General features: G+C 72.9%; 8 protein-coding genes. 5 read left to right on the plus strand and 3 right to left on the minus strand.

The annotated features are described in order from the left end of the window. The first annotated feature begins 8 nt into the window (after positions 1–8). Together AB0K28_RS09820 and AB0K28_RS09825 are read left to right on the plus strand one after the other, a co-directional pair. Entirely contained in the window at positions 9–2,060 is a 2,052-nt protein-coding gene (locus AB0K28_RS09820; protein WP_364367351.1) for a sugar-binding domain-containing protein, read from the plus strand. Positions 2,061–2,077: 17 nt separating this feature from the next. Continuing rightward, positions 2,078–3,706 carry a ricin-type beta-trefoil lectin domain protein gene (locus tag AB0K28_RS09825; RefSeq protein ID WP_364367354.1) on the plus strand — a complete coding sequence of 543 codons (1,629 nt, stop codon included), beginning with the start codon at positions 2,078–2,080 and terminating at the stop codon, positions 3,704–3,706. 56 nt (positions 3,707–3,762) lie between these two features. Here AB0K28_RS09825 and AB0K28_RS09830 read toward each other — a convergent pair whose 3' ends face one another. Beyond that, entirely contained in the window at positions 3,763–4,341 is a 579-nt protein-coding gene (locus AB0K28_RS09830) for a TetR/AcrR family transcriptional regulator (RefSeq protein ID WP_345392046.1), read from the minus strand. Positions 4,342–4,492: 151 nt separating this feature from the next. Here AB0K28_RS09830 and AB0K28_RS09835 point away from each other — a divergent pair, with 151 nt between their 5' ends. Both AB0K28_RS09835 and AB0K28_RS09840 read left to right on the plus strand, forming a co-directional pair. Further along, entirely contained in the window at positions 4,493–7,648 is a 3,156-nt protein-coding gene (locus AB0K28_RS09835; RefSeq protein ID WP_364367358.1) for a BTAD domain-containing putative transcriptional regulator, read from the plus strand. 66 nt (positions 7,649–7,714) lie between these two features. Further along, the gene (locus AB0K28_RS09840; protein WP_364367361.1) at positions 7,715–8,872 is read left to right on the plus strand and encodes an FAD-dependent monooxygenase; all 1,158 of its coding nucleotides are present in this window, start codon (positions 7,715–7,717) and stop codon (positions 8,870–8,872) included. On the opposite strand, the gene AB0K28_RS09845 is transcribed toward AB0K28_RS09840, so the two are convergent. After that, complete coding sequence (locus AB0K28_RS09845; RefSeq protein ID WP_364367364.1) at positions 8,862–9,680, minus strand: SAM-dependent methyltransferase; 819 nt, start codon at positions 9,678–9,680, stop codon at positions 8,862–8,864. The genes AB0K28_RS09840 and AB0K28_RS09845 overlap by 11 nt on opposite strands. A 217-nt stretch (positions 9,681–9,897) precedes the next feature. Between AB0K28_RS09845 and AB0K28_RS09850 the strand changes: the two genes are divergently transcribed. Next, positions 9,898–10,083 carry a hypothetical protein gene (locus AB0K28_RS09850; protein ID WP_345392058.1) on the plus strand — a complete coding sequence of 62 codons (186 nt, stop codon included), beginning with the start codon at positions 9,898–9,900 and terminating at the stop codon, positions 10,081–10,083. A gap of 4 nt (positions 10,084–10,087) precedes the next feature. On the opposite strand, the gene AB0K28_RS09855 is transcribed toward AB0K28_RS09850, so the two are convergent. Next, the gene (locus AB0K28_RS09855) at positions 10,088–10,897 is read right to left on the minus strand and encodes an N-acetylmuramoyl-L-alanine amidase (RefSeq protein ID WP_364367368.1); all 810 of its coding nucleotides are present in this window, start codon (positions 10,895–10,897) and stop codon (positions 10,088–10,090) included. Positions 10,898–10,963 lie beyond the last annotated feature (66 nt).

Below are 10,963 nucleotides of genomic sequence, written 5' to 3' on the forward strand. Positions count from 1 at the left end.
GGAGAACCATGACGCCGCGTGCGGAATATCCCCGCCCCCACTTCGACCGGTCGCACTCCTGGTCGAGCCTGAACGGCGAGTGGGAGTTCCGGGCCGACACCGAGCCGGACTGGACCGCCACGATCACCGTGCCCTTCGCCTGGGAGACGCCCGCGTCGGGGATCGAGGCGCACTGGCTGCCCCTCGCCTGGTACCGCCGCCGCTTCACCGTCCCGTCCGAGTGGTCGGGGCAGCGGGTGGTGCTGCACTTCGGCGCGGTGCAGCACGAGGCCACGGTCTGGGTGAACGGCACCGAGGTGGTCAGCCACCGGGGCGGTTACACGCCGTTCGAGGCCGACATCACCGGCGCTTTGAACAGTGACGGCGAGCAGGAGGTCGTGGTCCGGGTCTCCGCGCCGCTCGACAAGCGGGAGATCGCGCACGGCAAGCAGCGCAGCGTCCCGCGCGACGACTTCGACGGCGTCTGCTTCACCCCGTCGTCCGGCATCTGGCAGAGCGTGTGGCTGGAGGCGCGGCCCGCGACGTACCTGGCCGGGCTGCGGCTGCGGCCGACCGAGGGTCTCGACGGCATCGCGGTCGTCGCCACCGTGGGAGGGCCGGCGGAGGGGGCCCTGCTGCGGCTGACGCTGCGCGGCACGGACACGAGCGTCGAGGTGCCGGTCTCCGGCGGGCGGGCCGAGGCGGTGCTGCCCGTGGCCGAGCCGCGCCTGTGGTCCCCCGAGGACCCGCACCTCTACCACGTGGACGCCACCCTCACCGCCGGCGCCGACACCGGCACCGACACCGTCGCCGCCTACACCGGACTGCGGCGCATCGAGGTCATCGGCGAGGACCTCTATCTGAACGGCCGCCGCCTGTTCGTGCGCGGGGTGCTCGACCAGGGCTACTGGCCGCGTACGGGGATCACCCCGCCGGACGACGACGCCCTCCTCCGCGACCTCGAACTGGCCGCCGAGGCGGGCTACAACCTCGTGCGCAAGCACCTGAAGCTGGAGGACCCGCGCTTCGTCCACCACGCCGACCGGCTCGGCATCCTGGTGTGGGCGGAACCGGCCGCGACGGGGACGTTCACCGAGGCGTCCGTGGCGGCGTTCGAGGAGCAGATCGCGCCCATGGTCGAGCGCGACGGCAACTCGCCCGCGATCGTCATCTGGGGGCTCTACAACGAGGAGTGGGGTCTCGACTGGGACATCCCCGGCGACCCGGCCAAGCAGGAGGCGGTGGCGCGGGCGTACGACCTGATCAAGGCCCTCGACCCGAGCCGGCCCGCGGTGGACAACTCCGGCTGGACCCACGTCAAGACCGACCTGCTCGACTGGCACTACTACGACGAGTCCGCCGCCTCCTGGGGCAGGACCGTCGCCGCACTGCTGGACGGTGAGCAGGACGACTTCCCCGTCAAGCTCGGCCCCGACTACGTCGTGCGCAAGAAGCTGGCCGGCGTCCCGGACCAGCCGCTGCGCGGCCTGCCCAACCTCAACAGCGAGTACGGCACCGGCTTCACCTCCGTCGAGCGGGGCTGGCAGCTGCGCTGGCAGACCCAGGAGCTGCGCCGCCACGACCGGGTGGCCGGCTACGTCTACACCGAGCTGTACGACATCGAGCACGAGATGGCCGGCCTGCTCGACCACGAGCGCCGCGCCAAGGACCTCGGCGGGGTGCGGCCGTCCGACGTGAACGCCACGACCACGCTCGTCCTCGACGTCGTCCCCGTCGCGCCCGGCCGCGACCTGCTCAGCGAGTCGGGGCGGGTCAGCGTGCCCGTCCGCGTCTCGCACCACGGCGCCGAGCCGGTCAACGGCCACCTGCACACCGCCTGGACGCCCGTCCTCGGCGCGCCGCCCGCCGGTCCCGCCGCCTTCGGCGCCGAGGGGCCGTGGATCGAGGCCAAGCCGTTCCTGCTCAGCGGCCCCGCCGAGGTCACCGCCGAGCTGCCGGACGGCTGGACCAGCGGGCGGCTGCACCTGGCCCTGGTCAGCGACGGCGTCGTGGTGGCCCGCTCCGCCGTGGACGTCGACACCCACACAGCTCCCGTCATCGGAGACAACCGCCAGTCCTAGCCAAGGAGAGTAAGCACGTGCGGCTGACACCCCCCGCGCGGATCGTGACCGCGTTAGCCCTCATCGCCACCTGCCTCGGAGCACTGGCCGGCCCCGCCTCGGCGGCCCCGGCCGGCCAGATGCTCTACTCACCCGACCTGGCCACGTTCCCCCAGGGGGACGCGAGCTACCCGAGGGCGATCAGGCTCGACCACGACGGCTCGCCGAACGAGACCATGCTGGCCACGTTCGCGCGCCGCGGGCACAACGCGCCCGGCTCGTTCCCCATCCACCGCAGCACCGACGGCGGGCGCACCTGGTCCGCCAACCCCATCTCCACCATCACCTCCAACACGCCCGGCTGGGCGCTCGGCGCTCCCGTCCTGTACGAGGTGCCGCGCACGGCCAACGGCCTCAACCAGGGCGACCTGCTCGCCGCCGGAACCGCCTGGATCGAGGGCGACTACCGGGCGCAGAAGGTCGAGGTGTTCAAGAGCACCGACCACGGCGTCTCGTGGACGTACCTGTCGAACTGCACGCAGACCAGCGGCCTGCCGGACACCATCGGGCACGGCATCTGGGAGCCGTGGTTCCTGCTCGCCCCGAACAACACGCTGGCCTGCTTCATCTCCGACGAGCGGCCCGCGGGCACGCCCACGAACAACCAGGTCATCGGTCACTACACCTCGACCAACGGCGGCCAGACCTGGTCCTCCACGATGACCCAGGACGTCGCCTTCCCGAACGACGACCTGGCCAGGCCGGGCATGTCGATCGTGACGGAGCTGCCGAACGGGACGTACCTGATGGCGTACGAGATGTGCAGGGACGCCACGGACGCCGACCACGCGTGCGAGGTCTACATCAAGACCAGCTCCAACGGCCTCAGCTGGGGCTCCGGCGCCGGCACCCTCGTGCGCACGTCCGACCAGCGGGAGCTGCTGCACACCCCGTACGTCGCGTGGCTGCCCGGCGGCGGCCCCAACGGCACGCTGCTGATGTCCGGCCAGCGGGTCGTGGCCGGGCCGACCGGCAACAAGACCGTGCTCGGCGAGTCCGGGCAGGTCCTGTTCGCCAACACCGACCTGGGCGCCGGCGCGTGGACGGAGATCGAGGCGCCCGCGATCACCGCGCCCACCGGCGGCTACAACCCCGGCGAGCCGTCCTGCCCCGGCTACAGCTCCCCCATCGTGCCGTCCGCCAACGGCACCGGCTTCCTCTACCTGACCGCCGTCCACCTCACCGGCAACCAGTGCGCCGTCCGCTACGGCCTCGGCACCCTGCCCAGCCCGGCCCGGCAGATCACCGGGCCCGGCGGCAAGTGCCTGGACGTCGACACCAACACCAACGCCAACGGCAACAGCGCCCAGCTCTGGGACTGCGGTGTCGCCACCGGCCAGCGCTGGTCGCCGCACCCGGAGGGCAGCCTGCGGGCGTTCGGCAAGTGCCTGGACGTGGACGCGCAGGGCACCGCCAACCACACCAAGGTGCAGCTGTGGGAGTGCAACGGCAGCGGGGCGCAGAAGTGGGTGCACCGGGCCGACGGCTCCCTGTTCAACCCGCAGTCGGGCCGCTGCCTCGACGCCCCTGAGGGCGCCACGGCGAACGGCACGAAACTGCAGATCTACGACTGCAACGGCCTCTTCCCCCAGCAGTGGACCCTGTAGTCACGTGAACTCCGGCGCGCGGGTGCCCCTCAGGCGGCCCGCGCGCCGGGCTCCGGTCAGCTGAACGGACGGGCCATCTGGTCGAGGGTCTCGCGGATGACCTCACGCAACGTGCGGGCCTCACCCTCCTCGGTCCACACGTGGGACGCCAGCCGCAACGCCACCAGGAACGCCGCCGCCAGCACCCGCCCAGGCACGTCACCCGGCCGCCCCGCGACGGCCGCGGCGAGGTCGCTCTCCAGACCGGCGTGGTTGGCGAGCTGCCGGGCCATCAGGGACGGATGCCGCCGGGCGAGGCGGGTGCGCAGCGCCCATTCGCGCTCCGGCTCCCCCAGCTCCTCCTGCAGCTCCTCGATCGAGACCCGCAGCGCCTGCCAGGCGGGCATGCCGGGCGGCTGGGCGCGTACCCGCTCGACGAGGGCGCCCATGCGCTGCTCCTCGCCGTAGAGCAGTGCGTCCTCCTTGCCGGCGAAGTAGTTGGAGAACGTCCGGCGTGAGATGTTGGCCGCGTCGGCGATGGACTCGACCGTGACCGCGTCGAGGCCGTGCTCGACCACCAGCCGCAACGCCGCCTCGTGGACGGCCTGGCGGGTCTCGGCCTTCTTGCGTTCGCGCAGCCCGGGCGTGGGGTCCATGATGGGCTCAGCCTACCGGGGGGCGTGCGAGCCCCCGCTGCGGAGAGGGCTCGCACAAGATCATTCTGCCTCAAAAAGATCTTGACCCGCACACCGCCTCCCCTTTCCCGCGATGCGACCGGCGTTCGGCGCTTGGGGGACAATCGGCAGGGTGCAGTTCCGCGTACTGGGTCCCCTCGACGTACGGACCGCCGCCGGCGAGCCCGTCGCGGTCGGCGGCCCCCGCCCGCGCGCGCTGCTGGCCCTGCTGCTCCTCGACGCCGGCCACCTGGTCACCCTCGAACGCCTCATCGACGGCCAGTACGGCGACCGCCCTCCGTCGGGCGCGGCCAACGCCGTGCAGGCCCAGGTCTCCCGGCTGCGCCGCAACCTCCCAGGGGGCCTGATCGAGTCCCACGGCTCCGGCTACCGGCTCGCCGTCGACCGCGACGACGTGGACGTCCACCGCTTCGACCGCCTGGCCAGGGACGGCCGCGCCCTGCTCGCGGCCGGCCGGCACGCCGCCGCCGCGACCGTCCTCCGCGAGGCCCTGGACCTGTGGCGCGGCCCCGCCTTCGCCGACATCGCCGACGCCCCCTTCGCCGCGCCCCAAGCGCGGAGACTCGACGACCTGCGCCTGTCGGCGGCGGAAGACCTCCATGAGGCCGAACTCTCCCTCCCCGGCACCGCCCCGCCCGTGACGGGCCTGAGCGACCTGCTCTCCGCCGACCCCCTCCGGGAGCGAACCCGCGCCCTCCTCATGCGCGCACTCCACGCATCCGGCAGGCAGGCAGAGGCCCTGCAGGTCTTCGAAGAAGGCCGCCGCCGCCTGGCCGACGAGCTGGGCGCCGACCCCTCACCGGAGCTGGCGGCCCTCCACCTGGAAATCCTTCGCGGCCACCAGAACCCCACGTCCCTGATGCGCCCCCCGGCCCAACTGACCAGCTTCATCGGCCGCGACGCCGAGCTGGCCCACCTGGCGACCTTGAAGGCCCGCCTGATCACCATCGTCGGCCCCGGCGGCACCGGCAAGACCCGCCTGGCCATCGAACACACCCGCCGCGTCACCACCACCGCCTTCGCCGACCTCTCACTGGTGACCGTGGGCGGTGAGCCGGATCCGGGGTCGGCGGTGGCGCGGGTGGTGTGGCAGGCGCTCGGGCTGCGGGAGCCGGCGCTGCGGCCGGCCAACGCCGGCCCCGACCCCGTGCAGCGGCTCGTCGCCGCGCTCGCCGGGCAGGACCTGCTGCTCGTCCTGGACAACTGCGAGCACGTCATCGACGAGGCCGCCACGCTCGTACGCCGCCTGCTCACCGACTGCCCCGGCCTGCGCGTCCTCGCCACCAGCCGGGAACCCCTCGGCCTGACCGGCGAGCACCTCGTCCCGCTCACCCCGCTGCCCGTCCCGCCACCCGGTGCGGAGCAGGACCCGCTCGCGTACCCGGCGGTCCGGCTGTTCACCGAACGGGCGGCAGCGGTGCGCCCCGGCGCCCTGGACCCGCGGACGCTGGACGTGGTGGCGCGGATCTGCGCCGAGCTGGACGGGCTGCCGCTGGCGATCGAGCTGGCGGCGGCGCGGGTGCGGACGTTCGGGGTGGCGGAGATCGCCGAGCGGCTGGCCGAGCACGGCCGGTTCCGGCTGCTGTCGCGCGGCGACCGTACGGCGGCGGCCCGCCACCGTACGCTCCACGCGGTCGTCGAGTGGAGCTGGAGCCTGCTGGACGCCGACGAACAGGCCCTGGCCAGAAGGATGTCGGTGTTCAGCGGCGGCGCGACCCTGGAGGCCGTCGAACGGGTCTGCTTCCCCGACGGGGCGGACGTGCTGGCCGGGCTGGTGGACAAGTCGCTGGTCGAAACCGACGGCGAGCGCTACCAGATGCTCGACACCATCCGCCTGTTCTGCCTCGAACGCCTGGCGGCGGCCGGTGAGGAGGCGGCGGTACGGCGGGCGCACGCGGCCTGGTTCCTGGAGTTCGCCGGCCGCGCAGACGACCACCTCTACCGCGGCGAGCAGCTCGACTGGCTGGCCCGGCTGTCGGCCGACGACGCCAACCTGCGGGCGGCGCTGCGGTGGAGCGCCGAGCACGACCCGGCGACGGGGCTGCGGCTGATGGCGGCGCTGGCCATGTACTGGTGGCTGAGCGGGCGGCGGGGCCAGGCCGCCCCGCACGCCGTACGCCTGCTCGACCGGGTCGGCACGGAGCCGCCGGACGGGCTGGCGGAGGAGTACGTGATGACCGTGCTGCACGCCGTCCCCGACGCGGGGTCGCCGCACTGGCGGCGGGCCAGGGAGATCGTCGGCTCGCTGGGACGGCCGATGCGGCACCGGTTCGGCGTGGCCCTGTGGGGCATGATCGCCGGGCCGCCCGGCGCGGACGAGGAGGAACGCGGCCGCCGCGAGACCCTCAGCCACGACCCGTGGAGCCGGGCGCTCGGCGACCTCGGCACCGCCCTGATGAAGGTGCTCAACGGCGCGCCCGCCGAGGCCGAACCCGAGCTGGAGCAGGTGCTCGCCGCCTTCGGCCGGCTCGGCGAGCGGTGGGGCAAGGCGCAGGCGCTCGACTGGCTGGCGGTGATCGCGGGCTGGCGCGGCGACTGGGCGCGGGCCCGGCGCCTGTGGCGGGAGGCGATCGGGCTGCTGGAGGAGCTGGGCGGGCTGGACGAGCTGGCCGACATCCTGAACCGGCGGGCCGCCGCCCTGTGGCGGGCCGGTGACGTCGCCGCCGCCCGCGCCGACTACGCCCGCGCCGGCGAGCTGGAGCGGCGGCTCGGCCGCCCCGAGCTGACCGCCTGGGTGCAGCTCCAGCTCGGCGACATCGCCCGCCACGAGGGCGACCTGACCGAGGCGGAACGGCTCCTGTCGGCGGCGCTGGCCGGCTCCGAGAGCGGCGCCTTCACCTCGGCCGGCACCCGCTCCCACGTCCTCACCGCCCTGGCCCGCCTCGCCGAGGCCCACGGCGACGCCGAACGCGCCGCCACCCTCCACACGGAAGCTCTGGCCACCGCGCTCACCTCCCCCATGACCTCCGACTGGGCCGACGCCACCGAAGCCCTGGCGGGCGGTCTCGTGGGCGGTCTCGTGGGCGGTCTCGTGGGCGGTCTCGTGGGCGGTCTCGTAGGCGAGGAGGCAGCAGGGCGGGCGGCGTTGTTGCTGGGGGTCGCCGTGGCGTTGCGCGGCATGGCGGTGGCGGGCGACCGCGACGTGGCCCGTACCGCCGCGAACGCCGGCGCGATCCTCGGCGCTGAGGCGTTCGCCGCCGCCTACGCCGAAGGCGCCGCCATGACCAGAGCCGACGCCCTGGCCACGCTCAAGGCGACGGGTCGCTGACACCCCGGAGACGGGCTGTCAGCGAGTGATCGGCGGGTTGTCAGCGGGAATCGCGAACGTGGGGGCATGCGAAACACCAACGTCCTCATTTCGGGCGCCAGCATCGCCGGACCCGCACTGGCGCACTGGCTCATCCGCTACGGATTCGCCGTCACCGTCGTCGAGCGGGCGCCGTCGCTGCGGCTGGGCGGGCAGGCCGTCGACTTCAAGGGCGCGACCCACCGTACGGTGCTGAGCCGCATGGGCATCCTGGACGACGTGCGCCGGCTCCAGACCGGCGGCAGCGACCAGGAGATCGTGGACGCGGCCGGGCGGAGACTGACGGTCATCCCCGGCGAGTTCACCGGCGGCGACGTCGAGATCACCCGGGGCGACCTGTCGCGCCTGCTGTACGAGCGCACCGCCCCCGCCTGCGAGTACGTCTTCGGCGACTCCATCACCTCGCTCACCGAGACCAGGGACGGCGTGCACGTCACCTTCGAACGCGCGGCGCCGCGCACCTTCGACCTGGTGGTGGGCGCGGACGGGATCCATTCGAACGTGCGCAGGCTGGCGTTCGGGCCCGAAGAGGAGTTCGTGCGGTTCCTCGGCCATTACTACGCGCTGGTGGAGACCGGCCTGGACTTCGGGGAGCCGGCGAAGATGTACAACGAGCCCGGCCGGATGGTGGCGGTAGGCGGGACGAAGGCGCCGGCGTTCTTCGTGTTCGCCTCGGAGGCGCTGGAGTACGACCGCTACGACGCCGAACAGCAGAAGAAGCTGCTCGGCCGCGCCTACGCCGGCATGGGCTGGCGGGTCCCCGAGATCATGGACGCGGTTCGGGACGCGCGCGAGGTCTACTTCGACTCGCTCAGCCAGGTCAGGATTGACCGGTACAGCCAGGGCCGGTTGGTGTTGCTGGGCGACGCGGCGTACGGCAACACTCTGGGCGGTTTCGGCACCGGGCTGGCCGTGGTGGGCGCGTACGTGCTGGCGGGCGAGCTGGCGGCGGCGGGCGGCGACCACCGGGCGGCCTTCGCCGAGTACGAGCGCCAGTTCCGCCCCTACGCCAAGATCGCCAAGAACGGCAACGCGGGCCCGTTCCTCGCCCCGGGCAGCCCGGCCAAGATGCGCCTGCGCAACTGGACCTTCAAGTACGGCTTCCTGCTCGGCCTGATGCTGAAGGTGACGGACAAGTTCGCCACCGACATCAAGCTCAGGTCGTACGAGCAGGTCATGCGGTGAGGCGGCCGGCGGCGCCCTCGATGCGGAGCTTGGGCGGAGCGTCCAGCAGAGGGATCCGGCCGTCGTCGGGGCCGACATGCCAGTCCTGGACCGGCACGAGCCCCGGCCCGATCAGCTCGAACCCGTCGAACAGCGCCAGCACCTCGTCCCGCGTGCGGAACCTGGGCTGCGCGGGCGAACCGGCCGTCGCGGCCGCGAGCTGGGCGATGGCCTCGGGGTCGCTGTCGGCCATGGCGTGCGAGATCACCAGGTGGCTGCCCGGCGCCATGCGCTCCCTGAACGCGGCCACGATGCCGGCCGGGTCCTCCTCGTCCATGATGAAGTGCAGCACGCCGACCATCAGCACGCACACCGGCTCGGTGAAGTCGATCAGCTCGACGACGTCGGGGTGGCCCAGGATGTCGGCGGGCCTGCGCAGGTCGGCGTGCACGCCGGCGACGGTCGGCGAGTCGGTGAGCATCACCTGGGCGTGCATGTAGACGACGGGGTCGTTGTCGACGTAGATCGCCCGGACGTCCGGGCGCGCCTTGCGGGCGACCTCGTGGACGTTCGGATAGGTCGGGATGCCGGTGCCGAGGTCGATGTACTGGCGGATGCCCTGCTCGCTCAGCTGCCCGACCACCTCGACCTGGAACTGCCGGTTGGCGCGGGCGACCAGGCGGCTGTCGGGGGCGACGGCGAGGAGTCGTTCGGCCACCTCGCGGTCCACGCCCAGATTGTCCTTGCCGCCGAGCAGGTAGTCGTAGACCCGCGCTGAGCTGGGGACATAAGGGTCGATGCCGGGTGGTACCCGTTCGAGCTCGGACACAGGGCCGTCTCCTTCACCGGGGGCAGCTTGGCCGTCATATTACTCGCCGGTTGGCTTTCGCGCCCGGCATGTGCGGACTCCGGTGGTGAAGGTACTGTCCTCCGCGTACGTAATTACCGCCGCCTGACCGATGCGCTCGAGGCACAAGCCTGTGCATCCTGGTGGGGACGGGTCCGGCGCGAGGGCTCGTTCCGGACCCGAGAGGAGTCGCGAGGGCATGGACAACGCGGCAGGCCGCCCTACCGTGATCTTGGACAACGGTGTCGTCGGCAGGGTGGTGCTGGCTCATCCGTCCCAGCGCGACCTCGTGCTCGTGCTCGGCATGGACGGCACCCTGCTGAGCTGCCGGCTCGACGACATCGCCTGCGTGGTGGGCGGTGACCCGCTGTGCCGTGACGGCTGACCGGTCAGGTCAGAAAACGTTTGATGCCGGCGGCCAGCGAGGTCGCCATGCGCTCGCGGAAGGCGGGGTCGGTCATCTTGGCCGCGTCGCCCTTGTTGCGCATGTTGCCGCACTCGATGAACACCGCCGGCCGCTTCGACAGGTTGAGCCCGCCGAGGTCGGTGCGGGTCTGCAGGCCCCTGCGGGCGGTGTAGTTCGCGTACGGCATGCCGGTGCCCTCGCGGAAGGCGTCGCGCACGTCGATGCCGAGCCGGCGCGACGGTTTGACCACGGCGTCGTTGTGGCCCTTGAGCAGGCCCGGCATGATCACGTGGAAGCCGTGCCCGCTGGGCGCGGCGCCGTCGCCGTGGATGGACAGCACCGCGTCGGCCCTGGCCTCGTTGCCGATGGCGGCCCGCTCGGTCACGCACGGGCCGACGCCCTCGTCGTTGGGCCTGGTGAGCACGACCTTGGCGCCCATGCGCCGCAGGATCGGCCTGAGCCTGGTGGCGACGTCCCAGGTGAAGGCGTGTTCGGGGAAGCCGGAGGCGGTCTGGGTGCCGGTGGTGTTGCAGGGCTTGCGTCCGGTGATGACGTCGACCTGGCGGTTGATCTCCTTGGGGTGGGAGGCGTTGCCGCCGTTGTGCCCCGGGTCGATCACCACGATCTTGCCCGCCAGCGGTCCCGAGGCGGGCTCGGTGGGCTCAGCGGTGGGCTCAGCGGTGGGCGACGCGGCCGGCACGGCCTCGCGTACGGCGGGCGCCGCGCCTTGGGCACATCCGGCGGCCAGGCCGGGAAGCGTCATCAGCAGGGCCGCAGTGAGGTGGGCGCGCATGGCAACGACCGTACCCGGCGCTGCCGGAGAAACCCACGACCCGCCCTGACCTGGCCTTTCGTGTCG

This window comes from Nonomuraea sp. NPDC049504, assembly GCF_040676845.1.
In the GTDB taxonomy this organism is placed as follows: domain Bacteria; phylum Actinomycetota; class Actinomycetes; order Streptosporangiales; family Streptosporangiaceae; genus Nonomuraea; species Nonomuraea salmonea.